Origin of the sequence: Pseudomonas juntendi, from assembly GCF_021560075.1 — a bacterium.
GTDB lineage: Bacteria > Pseudomonadota > Gammaproteobacteria > Pseudomonadales > Pseudomonadaceae > Aquipseudomonas > Aquipseudomonas juntendi.
Genome location: NZ_CP091088.1, coordinates 3346322 through 3361233, shown reverse-complemented (window position 1 = coordinate 3361233; position 14912 = coordinate 3346322). Strand labels below are relative to the sequence as shown.

Below are 14912 nucleotides of genomic sequence, written 5' to 3'. Positions count from 1 at the left end.
CCATGAGCGATAACCCGAGCATCACGCTGCCCGCTGTCGACGCGATGCGCGCCTACTGGGCCGTGATCTCGCCGCTCATGAACGGGACAATGGCAATGCGCGCCGCGGGCAAGGCCCTGCTGCCGCAGTACCCAGCTGAAGACGACGAAGCTTACAAAGAGCGCCTGCGCCTCTCGACCCTGCTGCCGGCGTACTCCGAGACCGTGGGCAACATGACCTCCCGCGTGTTCGCTGAGCCGCTGCAGGTGGGCGACGATGTGCCAGAGGCCATTGTCGAGATGACCAAGGACATCGACCACGCCGGCAACGATCTCAACTCCTGGGCGGTGGGGTTCTTCACCGAAGGCTTGAGCCATGGGCTGTGCCACGCCTTCGTCGATCACCCGCCAGCGGGTGAGCTGAAGACCCAGGCAGACGAGCAGGCCGCTGGCGTGCGCCCCTATGTGGTGATGGTGAGGCCTGAGCAGGTGCTGGGCTGGCGCTACAAGGGCGGCGTGCTGACCATGGTCCGCTACATCGAGGTGGTCGAGGAGGAAGATGGCGAGTTCGGCGCCAAATGCGTCGAGCAGATTCGCGTGCTGGAACCTGGCGCCTGGCGAACCTATCGCAGGTCAGCCAAGGCCGTGCGCGGTAAGCACGCCGCATCTGGCGGTACCTGGGAGCTACACGAGGAAGGCACCAACAGCCTGACCGCGATCCCCTGGGTCACCTTCTACACGGGGCGCACCGGTTTCATGACGGCCAAGCCGCCGCTGATCGAACTGGCACACCTGAACGTGAAGCACTGGCAAAGCCAGAGCGACCAGGACAACATCCTCCACGTTATCCGCGTGCCGATCCTGGTGCGCATCGGCATCCAGACCCAGTACGACAACCAGGGGAAGGTGATTCCGCCAGAGTTCAAGGTGGGTACCGGCCAGCTGACCGATCTGCCCAAGGATGGTGACCTCAAGTATGTCGAGCACACCGGCCAAGCCGTCGATGCGGGTCGCACCGCGCTGCAGGACCTGATCAACGAGATGCGCATGGCCGGGGCCAAGCTGCTGACGCCGGACAAAACAGCCACCAAGACCGCCACCCAGGCGGAGGAGGAGGCGGCGCAGGAACTGTCCCCGCTGGCACGCATGGCGAACCACTTCGCCGACTGCCTGGCGCAACTGCTCCAGTTCATGGCCGATTATCGCGGACTGGGCGATGGCGGAACCGTCGAGATGCGCGGCAATTTCGATGTCGACTACATGCCGGAGGTGTCGCTGCCGACGCTGGTGTCCATGGCAAATGCCGGGATGATCAGTAAAGAGACGCTATTCACCGAGATGCAGCGGCGCGGCGTGATCAGCGACGAATACGACTGGGAAGAGGAGCTGGCGAAGATTGAGGCCCAGGGCCCGGCTCTCGGTACGCTGTGATGAAGACCGCCAACGAGAAGCTGCTGGACGAGCTGATCGGCCATGAAGTTGATCTCTCCAGGTTGAGCAACAGCCAGGTCGTGGCGATCATCAGGATCCTGAACAGTTCTGACCCTGAGCTGAGGGCAGCGCTCATCGCTGCCATCGACAGCCTGGATGCCGGCGCGTCCGTTGCAGCGATCGATGCCGCTCTGGCGCCCGTGCTGCGGATCAATCAATCGACGCTCTTTAGCCTGCAGCGGGCGCTCACAGGCGTCATCGACGGCGTGGCCAGTTACGAGATTGCCTTTCAGGCCGCTGCGCTTACAGCGGCTGTTCCTGAGCTTGTGGAGGCGCGATTCCCGGTTGCCGTGGCACAGTTCAGTCAGGTACGCGCCATTGCGCTGGCAAGGCCCTTCCAGGGGCGGCTGCTCAGCGAGTGGATGGCCGGCATTGAGGCTGACCGTGCTGCCTCGATCCGCGATGCCGTGCGGTCTGGCGTGCTTGAAGGACGCACGACGCCGGAGATCGTCAGGCAGATCATGGGTACCAAGGCTGAGAAGTACGCTGATGGCATCCTGCAGAAGTCTCGCCGGGAGGTGGAGGCGGTTGTCCGGTCGGCAGTGTCCAGCACAGCAGAGACGGCCAGCGACAAGGCATTCGAGGCCAACAGCGACATCATCAGCCATGTTGAGTGGCTGAGCACGCTGGATAACCGGACATCGACGACCTGCCGAATCCGTGACCGCCTGCCGTACACGCTGGGCACGTACCGACCGATCGGGCACAAGGTGCCGTGGCTGGCCGGCCCGGGCCGAATCCACTTCTGCTGCCGCTCGACCAAGCTGCCGATCCTCAAGAGCGCTTTGGCGCTGGGGATCAGCGACGCGGCGACCCGGGCGAGTATGGACGGCCAGGTGCCGCAGCAGACCACCTATGCGCAATGGCTTGCCCGCCAACCTGCCGCACGCCAGGACGAGATCCTTGGGCCGGAGCGGGGGAAGCTGTTGCGCCAGGACAAGCTGAAGCTGCAGGACTTCTACAACGACAAGGGCAAGTTCCTGACGCTCGACGAGTTGCGGGAGCGCCTTCTGTAGCGCGCGCCACAAAACACCAGAGCGCCATTTCGTGGCGCGCAATTCCAGAGCCTCGCCCAGTGCGGGGCTTTTTCATGCCTGCGGTTCGGATGGACGGGGCGACCTGGGGCCGGATGGCTCACCAACAGGCCGGATGGCCCAGAGAGACGAGATGAAACTCAAAACCGTTGAAGTGGATGGCAAGCAATATGCAGTGATCGAAGATGGCAAGCCCGTCTACACCGATGACGACGGCAAGGACGTCGCTTTCGATGCGGTCGGAACCCGCAACACCATCACCCGGCTGAACGCCGAGGCGAAGTCGCACCGCGAGCGCGCGGACAGCTTCGAGAAAACTGCGAAGGCGTTCGAAGGCATCGAAGATGCTGCGGCCGCCAAGAAAGCCCTGGAGATCGTCGCCAACCTCGACGCCAAGAAGCTGGTGGATGCCGGCGAGATCGAGAAGGTGAAGGGCGAAATCAGCAAGGCCTTCCAAACCCAGCTGGATGAAGCCAACGGTAAGGCGCAGACCTTCGAGCAGCAGCTGTATGCCGAGAAGATCGGCGGGAGCTTTGCCCGTTCCCAGTTCATCGCCGAGAAGATGGCTGTGCCGGCGGACATGGTCCAAGCCACCTTCGGCAGCAACTTCAAGATCGAGGAAGGCAAGGTCGTCGCTTATGACGCCCAGGGCCAGAAGGTCTTCAGTCGCTCCCGCCCGGGTGAACTGGCCGACTTCAACGAAGCGCTCGAAACCCTCGTCTCGCAGTACCCCCATCGCGACCACATCCTGAAAAGCTCCGGCGCCAATGGCGGCGGCGCGCCGAACGGTGGTGGCCAGCACAAAACCACGAAGGGCAACTTCGGTGGCACCAAGGCTGAACGCCTGGAAGCCATCAAGGGCCTGACCGCAAGCGAATAAGGAGGCCCAATGGCCCTTTCGAACATGAAGGTATTCAACGAATACCTCAAGCGCACCACCATCGAGACCCTTGCCCAGGATGTCGAGAAGTTCAACGCATCCTCGGCTGGCGCCATCCGCCTGACCACCCAAGGCATCGACGGCGACTTCCTGCAGGAATCGTTCTGGGCCGGCCTGCACGGCGCCCAGCGTCGTGTCGACCGCTATGCCGCCAACGGCAACCAGGCGTCCACCCCGCTGGCCCAGAAGCAGTACGACTCGGTGAAGATCGCCGGCGGCTTCGGCCCGATCCTGTGGGAGCCTTCCCAGCTCTCCTGGATCCAGAAGAACCCGGAAGAAGCGCTGGAGGTGATCAGCCGCAACCTGTCTGAAGCCATCATGGCGGACCAACTGAACACCGCCATCTCGGCCCTGGCCGGCGCGATCGGCAACCAGCCGGGAGCCACCAACGATGTGTCGGCCACCGCTGGCGTGACCTACGTGGCGATCAACAACGCCCATGCCCTGTTCGGTGACGCCTCGCAGCGCCTGGTGGCCCAGGTCATGACCGGCGCCATGTACCACAAACTGGTCGGCCAGAACCTCGCCAACGCCGAGCGCCTGTTCCAGTTCTCCGGCGTGCAGGTGGTCGACATCCTCGGCAAGGCCGTGATCATCACCGACGCCCCGGCGCTGTACGAGGCCGGCACCCCGAACAAGCAGAAGGTGCTCAGCCTGGCCGACGGCGCCGCGGTGGTAATGGATGGCTCTGACCTGATCACCAACATCGAGACCTCCAATGGCAAGGAGCGCATCGAGACCACCATGCAGGCCGACTACACCTTCGGTCTGGGCCTCAAGGGCTACACCTGGGACACCGCCAGCGGCGGCAAGTCGCCGACCAACGCCGAGCTGTCCACCGGCACCAACTGGGACCTGGTGGCGAACAGCATCAAGGCCTCGGCTGGCGTGCTGACCATCGGCGACGCCACCAAGTAATCGGTACCGCGCCCTTCGGGGCGCATTTCCCAGGAGATCGCCATGAGCGAGAAAGTGATTTACGAGAAGCACCCGGTCAGCCCTGAGCGAAAAGCCGAGCTGCGGCAGAAGGGGTACAAGATCATCGATGCGCGCTTCGCGCCCGATGACTACGAACACCCGGATCCGCTGAAGGAGGCCAAAGGCTCGAAGGCTGGCAAGTCCGCGGCCGACAAGAAGGCTGCCGAAGAAGCCGAGCTGAAGGCAAAGCTGCATGCCTCCCTGAACGAAAAGGGCGTGCAATTCAGCCCTGACGCCAGCCTTGAAGACCTCCAGAAGCTGCTGGGCGAGGCCAAGTAATGACCATCTACATCACCGTCGAGCAGGTAGACGCCCTGCTTGGGCAAACCTGGGCGCCCGCCGACCAGAAGGCCCGGGCGGTGCTGATGGCCAACACCTGGCTCACCAATCTCGGCCTGCCTGAGTTAGATCCGGTACCGGATGACGTGATTCAGGCAGGCGCCGAGATCGCCCGAGAGGCTGCGGCGGGCAACATCTACGGCAGGAAGGAAACCGGTGTGCTGGCCAAGTCGGTCAACGCTGACGGGGCGTCCAGCAGCAAAACCTACGCGGAATCATCGCGCACCATCAGCGCGGGCGAGTCGTTTGCCCTGGCGCTGCTGGCGCATTACCTCAATAGCAGCGGCCAAACCAAGATCGTGAGGGGCTGATATGGGACTTCGCGATGAGCTGCAGGCTGATCTTGCCGAGGCCTTCAATACGGACTTGGCTGATGCGGTGCTGGCCTTCACTGGCGAGTACATGGGGCCTGGTGTCGTTGATCCGGTCACCGAGGAGAGCACCGCCCAGGCGGTGACCTACGCCGGGCGTGGCGTGCTGTCGCGCTACGAAGACAGCCGGATCGACAACGTGAACATCCTGGTTGGCGACCTGCGCCTCACCGCGCTTGCCAACGAGGTCACCGATACCCCGGAGGTTGGGCACAAGATCACTGCGCCAGACCTGGTGGACCGGTCCAAGCAGGTGGTCTACCTGGTCAAGTCGGTGCGCGCAGACCCGGCTTCGGCCACCTACCGAATGCAGCTGAGGAAGTAGCCATGGCCAAGAGCAGGGGATGGAGCACACCGCCAAGCCTATTCGCCGGCGTGGTCGAGGAGCAGCTTGCTCTGAGGGTTCGCACAATCTCAATGGAGATTCTCCAGTTAGTTCTTCTGGCAGCTCCGGTCGATACTGGTCGATTCAAGGGAAACAACATCGTGAGCATCGGAGCTCCGGTATACACGACCTTAGATGTGGTTGACCCTTCTGGAGGCGAAACTCTTGCTCGCGGGCTTTCGGCCATGAGTGGCCTTGAGCCTTACACGCAAGTGTTTATCCAAAACAACCTGGTGTACGCCGTCCCGCTTGAAGATGGCCATTCGAAGCAGGCTCCCGCCGGTATCTACGGAGTTTCTTTCAACAGCGTCGTACAGAAGTACAGCTCATGACCTTCGAACAGATCCGGGCCATTGTCATTGGTCGCATGCAGCAGTGGGCGGGCATTCCCGCATCAGCTGTCGACTACCCGAACAACCCGCAGGGGCCGTTCGACCCGTCCGGCAAGCCCATCTGGGCCAGGCTGGCGGACGTTCCAGGCCTGTCCAGCGCGCCAGAGGTCGGCATCGGCCCCTGCGTGCGCCGAACCGGCATCATCATGGTTCAGCTGTTCGTGCCCAGTAACAAGGGCACCCTGGCCATCACCAAGGCCGCCGACACGCTGGTCCAGCACTTCGAGTTCTACAGCGACCCGACCGGCCCGTTCGAGTGCTACGCGGCCTCGGCCAATACCATCGGTGATGACGGGCACGGCTGGTACCAGGTGAACGTGTCGATCCCATACCGGGCCTACTGAGCCCTCAATTTCTGCCGCAAGGCAACCCAACACGCAGCCTAGGCCCGTACAGCCGAACGGTGGATGTTCGTTCATCCGTCCGCCCCGGCTGCGTTTCTATTCGCCTGATGAACGAGGTGTCACAGATGATCGAGAGCAACGTCATTCCGTTTCACTACCAAGGCAAAGCCGTGCGCTTCAACAGCGACGGGTGGATCAACGCCACGGACGTAGCCAAGCGCTTCGGCAAGCGCCCGGTCGATTGGCTTCGCCTGCCCGCAAGCATCAGCTACCTCAAGGCTCTGGCGAGAGCACTGGGCCTGGACACCGAAGTGGGAAAATCTCACTTCGGTCTTGTCGAGGCAGTGAAGGGCGGTAAGGGTCAGGGTACCTGGCTCCACCCAAAGCTGGCCGTTGCGTTCGCTCGCTGGCTCGACGACGACTTCGCCGTATGGGCCGACCTGCACATTGATGCATTGCTGCGCGGAGAGCTGAACGAGAAACAGCAATTTGACCGCGCTTGTCGTGCACTTGACGACGCGAAGGCCGTTGCAAGCCTCAGCGGTCGTGAGCTGGCTCGCTGGCGCAACAAGAAGCCAGGCCTCGAGCACCAGGTCGAATACTGGCGCGACCAGTTGCAAATGACCCTTGGGCTCGACGCGGCCTGATCCAAGCCCAACCAATGCACCGCCACATGGCGGTTTTTTTACGCCTATCGATAGGAGAAACCGCATGTCGAGCGGAGCCAATGTCCAGCTGGCCTGGATCAAAGAAGTAACCCCCGGCGTGACCCCGACCGGCGACTGGAACGTGCTGACGCGCATCAGCAACGGCCTGATGCCGACCTTCAACTCGGAAGAGAACAACGAAATCGGCTTCACTCGGATGTCGCAGGGCACGGCCCAGACCACCGTGGACGTTGGTGGCGACATCGAGACCAAGTGGCGCTTTGGCGCCCTGGACGAGTTCATGGCCTCCTGCTTCGGCAAGGCCTGGGCTGGCAACGTCCTGACCATGGGCGACGACCGCATCACCTTCTCGATCGCCTCCTACGCGACCGACATCGGTGTCTCGGCAATCGCCCGCGGCGTGCAAGTCGCCACCATGAACTTCGACTTCCCTGGCGACAACGAGGTCACGGTCACTACGACCATGGCCGCGCGCGCCTGGGATGACAAGGGCGACAACACCTCGTTCATCATCAACGCCCAGCCAGAGGTCAGCCAGCGCCGCTTCAGCTTCAAGGACATCAGCGGCCTGAAGATCAACGGCGTCCAAGTCGGCGAGGACAACGCCTGCGTCGACAGCTTCAACCTGCAGTTCGACAACGCCGTGCAAACCCAGCGCTGCATCGGCAACGGCAACCCGTACCCTGGCAACATCATCGCCACCACCTTCACCCCGTCCGGCGCGATCACCATCAGCTGGTCGAAGATGGCCTACGAACTGTGGAAGGCGCAGAAGACCAACGACGCGATCAGCCTGGAGTTCACCATCGGCAACGCCGACGGCGGCTACAAGTTCCTGATCCCCGAGATGGAAGTGACCGCTGACTGGCCTGATGGCGGCTCGACCGACATCATCCAGGTTGAACTGAACTACACGGCCCGCCGCGTGGCCCCGACCATCACCCGCCTGCCGGCCCCGATCGTTGTGGCTGCCGTGGATGTCACCCCGGCCACCTTGAGCTTGGCAGTGGGCGACACCGGCGACCTCGAGGTCGTGGTAACCCCAGCCGGTGCAAGCCAGCAAGTCACCTGGACCAGTTCCGCCCCGGCCATCGCCAGCGTGAGCGAGACCGGCCTTGTCACCGGCCTGGCCGTTGGCACCGCCACCATCACGGCCACCAGCGCTGCAGACGGCACCAAGACCGACACCTGCGCTGTCACCGTAACCGCTTAAACCTTTGCCCGGCGCGCCCTGCGGTGTGCGTCGGGCCTTTTACCGCAGAGGAATACCATGGGCATCACCATCAAGAAGCCTGAGCTGGATATCGAGGGTCAGCGCTGGGTTGACTTTGCGCCAGGAGCGAAGCTGCTCGTAGCGTCCTTCGGCAACCCGATGTTCAAGTCACACAAGGCAATTATTCAGCGCCACCTGGATTCGATCGACCTTCAGACGAAGGCGGGCACCAAGGACTTCAGCTTGGACTCGGTCGCAGAGGTCGAGATCGAATCGGGCGATGATCTGTACTTTGAATTGGCGGCGCGCCACTTGATCAAGGACTGGCAGGGCGTGGACGTTGCTGATAACCCTGGCGTCCCGGCCCAATACACGCCGAAGCTCGGCGTTGAACTGCTCAAGATGATGCCTGACGTTTACTGGATAGTTGTCCGGGCTGCTCTGGACATCATGACCAGGGCCAAGGAACGGGCAGCAGAAACCTCGGAAAAGCAGTAGCGGCATATCGCTGGGGTAGGGACTGGGCTGGGCCGGAGAACGAGAAAAAGCGCTGGAAGCATGAGCGCCTCGGGCTTACGGCCCCGGAGCAGCCGGAGATCGATGGTGTGGTTGCCGAGATCCTGGAAGCTTACGTGCACATTGGGCGGTCCCGGCAGTATGTGGGCATGGTGGGCGCGCCAGCTCCTATCGAGCCGTCAGCGATCTGTGAGTATCTCGATCGCTACCCCTCGATGATATGCCGCGAAGAGTTCGACGGCGCTATCTTCGCCCTTGACGACGAGTACCGCCGGTACTGGGACGAGGTCAAAGCTCAAGAGCGAAAGCGCGACGGAAAAGTCAGCTAGATAACCTTGGCGAGAAATCGCTTAATGCCGCCATGGGCCTCGATAAAGGCTTCATGGCTATGGCCGTCAGAGCCGGTTAGTTGACCGATAGCTATGATCATCTCGTACTTCGTCTGCGATGGGAGATCGCTTTCGACGACGGCTCTGACTTCGACTAAAAAATCGATGTAATCATTGATTGCGAAGTCAAGCTGCCCGATATCGGTATGGGTGAAAAAATCAGAAACCTGGCCGCTCTTGTTAGACGGAACCCAACGACCATGCCTGATGGCAAGCTCGGCGAACACGGGATCGCCCATGTAGCATTTCGTCCCAGAAAGCAAAAGGTCTGAATGTGGCGTCGATATGCGAGGGTATGGGACGAAGTAAAACTCGCGATCAAAAGGATCGTCAGCGTCAGGGCGCTTGCCATCAGTAGACACTGACCTTTTTATGTTTTCGCGCTCCTGATCGCTCAATATCCGGCGGGAACCTGAAGTGCCCAATGGGCTGATGATGCCGTCTCGCTCCATGGCATCAATAAGCTTGCTGGCTCTTAGGAAGCCTATGTGGAATGTGCTCTGAACGAAAGAAACAGAGCAATTTCCAGAGCTCATGACTCGATCTACGGCCTCCGGATAGAGATCATCATCATTTTCGGAAAGGGTCGGCTTTGCCGAAGCCTCTTGTTTTCGCCTTTTTTTTCCTTCGAACAGGCTGCTCCACCATGACATGACCATTCCTTCTGATGGGTGATGAGAGCGACATCTTGAAGCTTGCCATGATGAATCGTCACGTTTTGTTTTTTTACTGCATGCTGATGATGGTAAATTGCACGCCTCATACAGGAGGGATGCCGTGGAGATTTTGATTGTTTGGCTGGCAGTCGCCGCAATTACGGCCTATTTCGCTAAGCAGAAAGGGCGTAGCGCTGGCGCATGGTTTGCGCTTGGATTTCTGTTCTCTATTTTTGCCCTGATTGCCATCTGGCTGGTTAATCCGGTCGGAGTTGACGACGCCAAAAGCATCGAAATCGCGAAGAAATTCGGGTCATCCGCCAACTATCGGAAATGCCCTTACTGCGCCGAGGTGGTCCAGAGGGAGGCTATCAAGTGCAAACACTGCTCCTCTGACCTAGAGCCAGTCGTAGACTGAGCAGATATTCAACCGAAGCCCGCCACGTGCGGGCTTTTTTGTGCCCGGAGTTTGTATGAACCAAGAGTCTCGCCTGGCGGTTACGATTGACTCCAGGGGCGCCCAGCGTGATGCCCGAGCAATGACCAAGGACCTGAATGCCTTGGAATCGGCCGGTAATCGTGTCGACCCTGCCATGGATAAGGCTCAGACCGGTATCCGCGAGATGGGTAACCAGGCATCAACCAGTGCCTCTAAGGTGAGGGCGCTCGAGGGCCAGACCGACCGATTGGCTTCCGTTGTCACAGGGCTGGCTGGGCCGATTGCAGCGGCGTTCAGTGTCGCAAAGATAGCCGCAGCTGCCGAGCAGTATGTGAACCTGACAAACAGGCTCCGGCTGGTAACTGAAGGCTCTGAACAGCTGGCATTCGCCCAGGAATCCGTCTATCAGGTTGCTCAAAATTCTCGTCAAACGCTTGAGGTTACGGCCCAGGTTTACCAGCGGGTGGCACAGAACGCCAGGCAGCTCGGGCTTGACTTCGCCGATGTAGCCAGCGTAACCGAAACTGTGGCTAAGACTGTCGCTCTCAGTGGCGCAAGTACACAGGCCGCTGATGCGGCGATGGTCCAGTTTGGGCAGGCATTGGCGTCTGGGACATTGCGTGGTGACGAGCTCAACTCGATCATGGAGCAGACGCCAGCGCTGGCCCAGGCTATTGCCCGCGGTCTTGGAGTGACAATCGGACAGCTGCGGGCTATGGGTGCGGAAGGTAAGCTCACATCCGCAGCGGTCGTTCAGGCCCTGCAAAATCAAAAAGACAAGGTTGATGAACTCAGCTCGGCCATGACGCTAACCGTCGGCCAAGCGATTACCTCTTTCAACAACGCCTTGATCACCACGGTCGGAAGACTGGACGAGGCTACTGGGGCAAGCAGCAGGCTAGCCGGCGGGATCGCGGCGCTCGCTCGGGCAATGGATGGGTTCAACTCCGGCGAGTTTCTGGACTTTTTCCGCAAGGACAAGCAAACAGTAGCGGGGCTGAACAACGAGCTCAGCGTCACCATGGCCGGTATTCGTGATCTGCAGAATGCAAGGTCAAGGCTGGCAAAGGATGACCCAGCTGATACGGTCTTTTTCAAGTTCAAGTTCTACGACCGAGCAGAGATTGATGCCGAGATCAAAGAGCTTGAGGAAAAGTCCGCTGCGGTCAGAGCCATCGTAAGCAAGATGGAGTCAGCAGCAGCGGGGACCGGTTCGCAGAAGCCAAAAGGCGAAGAGCCGGCAACAGTCGTTAATGCTGAATACGAAAAACTGCTGGCCAGCCTGAAGAAGCAGGCAGCACTCCAGGGTGATAATACAGAGGCAGCCAAGGTAAGGTATGCAATTGAAGCTGGCGAGCTTGGCAAGCTTCTGCCGGAGCAGGAAAAACTGCTGCTGAAGTACGCTGAGGAGAAGGATGCCAAGGCGGCAGCAGAAAAGGCTTCTAAGGCTGCAGCCGCTGCCGCTACAAAGGCAGCTGCAGCGCAAGGGAAGGGCTTGCCCGAGGCGCTCAACACATTCTCCCGTCTCTACGCTCAATATGACCCAGCAGCAGAGGCAGCCAGGGCTCTGGCCAAAGAGGAGGGGCAGCTTCAACTTGCCTTCAGTCGAGGCAAGATCACTCAAGAGGAATACAGCAAGGCTCTCGCTCAGGCCTCGATCAACTACGCCTCTGCAATCAAGGGAGCCAAAGGGCTGACGGCTGCCGAGCAGTACCGGGCGCAACTTGAGCGGCAGCTGCAAACTGATCGTGAAGAAAACAGGGTCAATGCCGCAGCTGTCGGAACGGGGGACCTGCAAGCGGAGCGAGCAAGAAGTCAGATTCAACTGGTCCGCGACACGAACACCACGATTCAGAATCTGATGACCGAGAGGGATCGGACTGAATCAGAAAGAGAAAAACAGGCCATCCAAAGGCAGATCGACCTACAGCGTGAGTACCTGCCTCAGCGCATAGCTGAGATGCAAAACGGTTGGGCGATGATGGACCAGGCCATGCTCAACCCGATCAACGGGTGGACGGCTGCCGTGCAGAACTTCGGTAACCAGGCGCGCGACATTGCCGGGCAAACGCAGTCGATCTTCTCCAACGCATTCAACACCATCTCGACCGATATCACCGACGCGATCATGAGCGGGCAGCTGTCCATGAGCACGCTTGGCGATATCGCTTCGAACGTGGTGCGCGAGATCATCGCCGGTTTCGTGAAGATGGGCGTGCAGATGGCGCTGAATGCTGCGCTGAACGCCACTCTCGGCACCGCTGCGGCCGGCCAGAGCATGATCCTGGCGGGTACCACGGCCACGGCCTGGGCACCGGCGGCGGCGATGGCATCCCTTGCAACGCTGGGCGCCAACTCCGTTCCTGCAGCGGCCGCGCTGACCTCGACCACTGCTCTGGCATCCAGCCTGGCCGTGATCCCGGGCTTCGCCACCGGTGGCTATGTGTCCGGCGCCGGTACCGGCACCTCCGACAGCATCATGGCCCGCCTGAGTGACGGCGAATTCGTGGTGAATGCTGCGGCGACCAAGCGAAACCGCGCTCTGCTGGAGGCGATCAACTCGAATGAGCGGGTCTCATTCGCCAGCGAGAACTTGTCAGTGACCAAGGGCAGTAAGGGTCGCACAGAAGGCCAGCAGTCTGATGGTGGAGGGCGGCCTGTGACTGTTAACCAAGTCTTCAACGTGAACGGCGATGTGAGCCCTCAAACGGTTGCCATGATTGAACAAATGGGGATGAGGGTGGCTAAATCATTCCAACATGACATCAATCGTAACGGTCCAATGATGCAAAGCATCCGCAAGAAACTCTAAGGAGAACCAATGAAAATCGACTGGGACAAGGAAGATCTGGCGGGCAAACTTTCCGATCTATTTGCAGAGTTTTTTATGGGGAAGATTGATGGGGATACCCCAATGCAGGAAGTCAGGAGTCGGGCCGAACTGGCTGGCTCGCTGCTTGGGCGCGCAGTGGCGGTCATTCAGCATGAAGGGCCTATTAGTGCGGATATTGCGGTAACCATCAGGAGTTTCGAGCAGCGGTTTAGTAAAGAGATCGCCGACAATGTTGGGAAGATGGGCAGCCCTGGCGGGCAGCTTCGGGAGCTCTGGAATCAGGCCGCCGACATTGAGTAGCGGCGCAGTGAATCTGCTGCAATAACGCAAGGTGGAAAAATGGCGATCGAATGGCCAACCGAGGTATGCCCGGCGCAGATGAACTGGGGCATGGTTTACAACAACCGAGACTTTACCTCCTCGCTGAACAACAGCCAGCAGATCGTGGGTTACCCGGGCTCGTACTGGAGGTGCTCGCTTTCGCTACCCCCGTTGACCCGAGACCGTGACCGAATAGTGACTGCCTTCATGGGGCGCCTGCAGGGCCGCTTCGGTACGTTCAAGCTGCCGGCGTTCACGCGAAAGCGGACTGACAACATCGGCGCGCCGGTTGTGCAGGTCGGGGCTGCCATGGCCTCAACCATCACCCTGAGCGGGCTGCAGGGCAGTCGTCGGGTGTTTAGCCAGGGCGACTACATCACCATCGGCGGGGTGATGCATGAGGTGGTTGAGGACGTGCTTTCGAACGGCGATGGCACGGCCATTTTGCCTCTCAACAGACGGTTGCGCTCAGCTCTGGTTGTTGGCACCGCGGTGGAGTATCGGAACCCTTATTCGATCATGCGCCTCACCGAGGATAGCTACACCCTTTCAGTCAGGCCTGTTGTGGCTGAGCTTTCTATCGAATGTCGGGAGGCCTTCTAATGGCTGCGGTTTTCCCATTTTCCCAGTCGGTGCTGAACATCATTGCTGCCGGCAATTTCACGCCTGTATTCGCCTGCGAGCTGGATTTTGCCGACGGCATGGTCAGGGCCCACACGGGCACCGGCCAGCTGATCATCAACGGCTACGCCTACGACGGCGTTGGCACTTTCGGCGAAGTGGGCCAAGCCAGCGAAAGCGCTGACTCGGGTTCCTCCCTGTCCATTGATCTGACGCTGAATGGCCTAGACAGCTACATCCTTTCCCAGACCTCAGTCGCGGGCTGCCGAGGCCGGTCGGCTCGTCTGATGTTTGTCGTCTATGACGAGGCCGGGAATTATGCGGCCGACATCCTGTTCAGCGGCCGTATGGACGCGGCCAAGCTGTCCTACGGCGGCTCGACGGGCGACAGCACGATCACGGTCACCATCATCGACCGGATGGCCGAGTGGAACCGGGTTGGCACAGAGCGCTGGACGGACGAGAACCACCGCGCCCGTCATGACGGCGACCGCTTCTTCTATGCCGTCGCGCAGATGGCCGAATGGCCCATCTACTGGGGCGCCAAGAAAGACGCGCCGTCCTTCACCTACGAGTAAACGTCATGCGCTATCGAGACTGGCCCACGAGGCTACACGAGACCATTCAGGCCGCTTTCGAGCGGCCTTTTTTGTGGGGCGAATTTGACTGCTGCCTGTTTGTCGCTGACTGCGCGGCGGCTATCTGTGGCGTTGATCCGGCGAAAGAATACCGCGGGCGATACAAGACGCAGATCGGCGCCAAGCGCGTGATGGCGTCGACGCACGGCTCAGTCGAGGCGGTGCTCGATACCTACTTCGAAAGGGTTGATGTGCAGTTCGCCCAGCGCGGCGACATTGTCAGTTTCGAGAACGCGTCGGGGAAGTGCGTGGCAGTGCTCTGGAGCGGCCGGTATTGGGCGGCCACTGAGTCTGGTGCTGCAGCCGTTGATTGTGAGCCCTTGGTGGCCTGGAGAGTTGAATAGTGGGCAAATCAATCAAATCAGT

At 60.4% G+C, this 14912-nt stretch carries 20 protein-coding genes; 19 read left to right on the top strand and 1 reads right to left on the bottom strand.

What is annotated here, in order from left to right:
- The first annotated feature begins 2 nt into the window (after nucleotides 1-2).
- From L1P09_RS15670 to L1P09_RS15610, 13 genes are all read left to right on the top strand, one after another.
- Nucleotides 3-1409: a DUF4055 domain-containing protein gene (locus L1P09_RS15670; protein WP_235767845.1), complete on the top strand. Its 1407-nt coding sequence runs from the start codon at nucleotides 3-5 to the stop codon at nucleotides 1407-1409.
- The gene (locus tag L1P09_RS15665; RefSeq protein ID WP_235767843.1) at nucleotides 1409-2485 is read left to right on the top strand and encodes a hypothetical protein; all 1077 of its coding nucleotides are present in this window, start codon (nucleotides 1409-1411) and stop codon (nucleotides 2483-2485) included. The genes L1P09_RS15670 and L1P09_RS15665 overlap by 1 nt, the downstream gene beginning before the upstream one ends.
- A gap of 31 nt (nucleotides 2486-2516) precedes the next feature.
- Nucleotides 2517-3383 carry a DUF6651 domain-containing protein gene (locus tag L1P09_RS15660; protein ID WP_329608844.1) on the top strand — a complete coding sequence of 289 codons (867 nt, stop codon included), beginning with the start codon at nucleotides 2517-2519 and terminating at the stop codon, nucleotides 3381-3383.
- A 9-nt stretch (nucleotides 3384-3392) separates the two neighbouring features.
- Nucleotides 3393-4361 carry a major capsid protein gene (locus L1P09_RS15655; protein ID WP_235767842.1) on the top strand — a complete coding sequence of 323 codons (969 nt, stop codon included), beginning with the start codon at nucleotides 3393-3395 and terminating at the stop codon, nucleotides 4359-4361.
- Nucleotides 4362-4403: 42 nt separating this feature from the next.
- Nucleotides 4404-4700: a hypothetical protein gene (locus tag L1P09_RS15650; RefSeq protein ID WP_054882230.1), complete on the top strand. Its 297-nt coding sequence runs from the start codon at nucleotides 4404-4406 to the stop codon at nucleotides 4698-4700.
- Nucleotides 4700-5071, top strand: coding sequence for a hypothetical protein (locus tag L1P09_RS15645; protein ID WP_054882229.1), 372 nt, complete (start codon nucleotides 4700-4702; stop codon nucleotides 5069-5071). Before L1P09_RS15650 ends, L1P09_RS15645 begins: the two co-directional genes overlap by 1 nt.
- 1 nt (nucleotide 5072) lies before the next feature.
- Entirely contained in the window at nucleotides 5073-5456 is a 384-nt protein-coding gene (locus L1P09_RS15640) for a glutamate 5-kinase (protein ID WP_235767840.1), read from the top strand.
- 2 nt (nucleotides 5457-5458) lie between these two features.
- Complete coding sequence (locus tag L1P09_RS15635) at nucleotides 5459-5848, top strand: HK97 gp10 family phage protein (RefSeq protein WP_235767839.1); 390 nt, start codon at nucleotides 5459-5461, stop codon at nucleotides 5846-5848.
- On the top strand, nucleotides 5845-6252 hold the full coding sequence (locus L1P09_RS15630; RefSeq protein WP_235767838.1) for a phage tail terminator-like protein: 408 nt from the start codon (nucleotides 5845-5847) through the stop codon (nucleotides 6250-6252). Before L1P09_RS15635 ends, L1P09_RS15630 begins: the two co-directional genes overlap by 4 nt.
- Nucleotides 6253-6377: 125 nt before the next feature.
- Nucleotides 6378-6899: a KilA-N domain-containing protein gene (locus L1P09_RS15625; RefSeq protein WP_054572992.1), complete on the top strand. Its 522-nt coding sequence runs from the start codon at nucleotides 6378-6380 to the stop codon at nucleotides 6897-6899.
- Between the two features lie 64 nt (nucleotides 6900-6963).
- The gene (locus L1P09_RS15620; RefSeq protein WP_235767837.1) at nucleotides 6964-8133 is read left to right on the top strand and encodes a phage tail tube protein; all 1170 of its coding nucleotides are present in this window, start codon (nucleotides 6964-6966) and stop codon (nucleotides 8131-8133) included.
- Nucleotides 8134-8190: 57 nt separating this feature from the next.
- Nucleotides 8191-8631 carry a hypothetical protein gene (locus tag L1P09_RS15615; protein WP_054572991.1) on the top strand — a complete coding sequence of 147 codons (441 nt, stop codon included), beginning with the start codon at nucleotides 8191-8193 and terminating at the stop codon, nucleotides 8629-8631.
- 107 nt (nucleotides 8632-8738) lie between these two features.
- Nucleotides 8739-8978 (top strand): hypothetical protein, encoded by a 240-nt coding sequence (locus tag L1P09_RS15610; RefSeq protein ID WP_235767836.1) that lies wholly within the window; start codon nucleotides 8739-8741, stop codon nucleotides 8976-8978.
- Here the strand turns inward: L1P09_RS15610 and L1P09_RS15605 are convergent.
- Nucleotides 8975-9691 (bottom strand): DNA translocase FtsK, encoded by a 717-nt coding sequence (locus L1P09_RS15605; RefSeq protein WP_054572989.1) that lies wholly within the window; start codon nucleotides 9689-9691, stop codon nucleotides 8975-8977. The genes L1P09_RS15610 and L1P09_RS15605 overlap by 4 nt on opposite strands.
- A 124-nt stretch (nucleotides 9692-9815) precedes the next feature.
- On the opposite strand from L1P09_RS15605, the gene L1P09_RS15600 reads away from it, so the two are divergent.
- From L1P09_RS15600 to L1P09_RS15575, 6 genes are read left to right on the top strand one after another with little or no spacing between them, the layout of a single operon-like run.
- The gene (locus tag L1P09_RS15600) at nucleotides 9816-10112 is read left to right on the top strand and encodes a zinc ribbon domain-containing protein (protein ID WP_054572988.1); all 297 of its coding nucleotides are present in this window, start codon (nucleotides 9816-9818) and stop codon (nucleotides 10110-10112) included.
- 55 nt (nucleotides 10113-10167) lie between these two features.
- The gene (locus L1P09_RS15595) at nucleotides 10168-12945 is read left to right on the top strand and encodes a tape measure protein (RefSeq protein ID WP_235767835.1); all 2778 of its coding nucleotides are present in this window, start codon (nucleotides 10168-10170) and stop codon (nucleotides 12943-12945) included.
- Between the two features lie 9 nt (nucleotides 12946-12954).
- Complete coding sequence (locus L1P09_RS15590) at nucleotides 12955-13266, top strand: hypothetical protein (RefSeq protein ID WP_235767834.1); 312 nt, start codon at nucleotides 12955-12957, stop codon at nucleotides 13264-13266.
- A 39-nt stretch (nucleotides 13267-13305) separates the two neighbouring features.
- Nucleotides 13306-13890, top strand: coding sequence for a hypothetical protein (locus L1P09_RS15585; protein ID WP_235767833.1), 585 nt, complete (start codon nucleotides 13306-13308; stop codon nucleotides 13888-13890).
- Entirely contained in the window at nucleotides 13890-14486 is a 597-nt protein-coding gene (locus L1P09_RS15580; protein ID WP_235767832.1) for a hypothetical protein, read from the top strand. The genes L1P09_RS15585 and L1P09_RS15580 overlap by 1 nt, the downstream gene beginning before the upstream one ends.
- A gap of 5 nt (nucleotides 14487-14491) precedes the next feature.
- Nucleotides 14492-14890: a DUF6950 family protein gene (locus tag L1P09_RS15575; RefSeq protein ID WP_235767831.1), complete on the top strand. Its 399-nt coding sequence runs from the start codon at nucleotides 14492-14494 to the stop codon at nucleotides 14888-14890.
- Nucleotides 14891-14912: the final 22 nt, after the last annotated feature.

What these genes read in the sequence shown, in the direction of transcription:
- L1P09_RS15590 (WP_235767834.1), top strand. Translation starts at nt 12,955, where the DNA reads ATGAAAATCGACTGGGACAAGGAAGATCTGGCGGGCAAACTTTCCGAT.
- L1P09_RS15670 (WP_235767845.1), top strand. Translation starts at nt 3, where the DNA reads ATGAGCGATAACCCGAGCATCACGCTGCCCGCTGTCGACGCGATGCGC.
- L1P09_RS15625 (WP_054572992.1), top strand. Translation starts at nt 6,378, where the DNA reads ATGATCGAGAGCAACGTCATTCCGTTTCACTACCAAGGCAAAGCCGTG.
- L1P09_RS15595 (WP_235767835.1), top strand. Translation starts at nt 10,168, where the DNA reads ATGAACCAAGAGTCTCGCCTGGCGGTTACGATTGACTCCAGGGGCGCC.
- L1P09_RS15655 (WP_235767842.1), top strand. Translation starts at nt 3,393, where the DNA reads ATGGCCCTTTCGAACATGAAGGTATTCAACGAATACCTCAAGCGCACC.
- L1P09_RS15575 (WP_235767831.1), top strand. Translation starts at nt 14,492, where the DNA reads ATGCGCTATCGAGACTGGCCCACGAGGCTACACGAGACCATTCAGGCC.
- L1P09_RS15605 (WP_054572989.1), bottom strand. Translation starts at nt 9,691, where the DNA reads ATGTCATGGTGGAGCAGCCTGTTCGAAGGAAAAAAAAGGCGAAAACAA.
- L1P09_RS15580 (WP_235767832.1), top strand. Translation starts at nt 13,890, where the DNA reads ATGGCTGCGGTTTTCCCATTTTCCCAGTCGGTGCTGAACATCATTGCT.
- L1P09_RS15645 (WP_054882229.1), top strand. Translation starts at nt 4,700, where the DNA reads ATGACCATCTACATCACCGTCGAGCAGGTAGACGCCCTGCTTGGGCAA.
- L1P09_RS15615 (WP_054572991.1), top strand. Translation starts at nt 8,191, where the DNA reads ATGGGCATCACCATCAAGAAGCCTGAGCTGGATATCGAGGGTCAGCGC.
- L1P09_RS15665 (WP_235767843.1), top strand. Translation starts at nt 1,409, where the DNA reads ATGAAGACCGCCAACGAGAAGCTGCTGGACGAGCTGATCGGCCATGAA.
- L1P09_RS15620 (WP_235767837.1), top strand. Translation starts at nt 6,964, where the DNA reads ATGTCGAGCGGAGCCAATGTCCAGCTGGCCTGGATCAAAGAAGTAACC.
- L1P09_RS15630 (WP_235767838.1), top strand. Translation starts at nt 5,845, where the DNA reads ATGACCTTCGAACAGATCCGGGCCATTGTCATTGGTCGCATGCAGCAG.
- L1P09_RS15640 (WP_235767840.1), top strand. Translation starts at nt 5,073, where the DNA reads ATGGGACTTCGCGATGAGCTGCAGGCTGATCTTGCCGAGGCCTTCAAT.
- L1P09_RS15635 (WP_235767839.1), top strand. Translation starts at nt 5,459, where the DNA reads ATGGCCAAGAGCAGGGGATGGAGCACACCGCCAAGCCTATTCGCCGGC.
- L1P09_RS15585 (WP_235767833.1), top strand. Translation starts at nt 13,306, where the DNA reads ATGGCGATCGAATGGCCAACCGAGGTATGCCCGGCGCAGATGAACTGG.
- L1P09_RS15650 (WP_054882230.1), top strand. Translation starts at nt 4,404, where the DNA reads ATGAGCGAGAAAGTGATTTACGAGAAGCACCCGGTCAGCCCTGAGCGA.